Annotated in this window: 1 protein-coding gene; it reads right to left on the reverse strand. The window is 38.8% G+C overall.

Translation table 11 applies throughout. From position 1 onward, the window contains the following. The coding region (gene tnpA / locus AAEY55_RS18280; protein ID WP_350552669.1) for an IS66 family insertion sequence element accessory protein TnpA at nucleotides 1–276 on the reverse strand (276 nt) is incomplete at both ends.

The following is a 276-nucleotide window of genomic DNA, read 5'->3' on the forward strand; positions in this document are numbered from 1 at the left end:
GCTAATGTCGACTCGAAGTCTATTTGATAGCCGTTTGGTGTGGTGAGTTTAATGATTGAAGGGTGTGTAAAGGCTTGCTCATGAATAACAAACGGGATCACCTGTTGCTTTTTAACCCTTATCGTTTCGTCAGAAAGGCGTTTACGCCAAACATAGAAAGTCGATGCGTTAATGTTGTTATCACGACAAAATTGAATGATGGCTAAACCACTCGATTTTTGCTGCTCAAAAATGCCTTGCCAGTGTTTTATTTTTTGCTGTTTATTCATAATTACC

The sequence above is a fragment of the Pseudoalteromonas sp. 120-MNA-CIBAN-0494 genome, assembly GCF_040308885.1.
In the GTDB taxonomy this organism is placed as follows: Bacteria; Pseudomonadota; Gammaproteobacteria; order Enterobacterales; family Alteromonadaceae; genus Pseudoalteromonas; species Pseudoalteromonas nigrifaciens.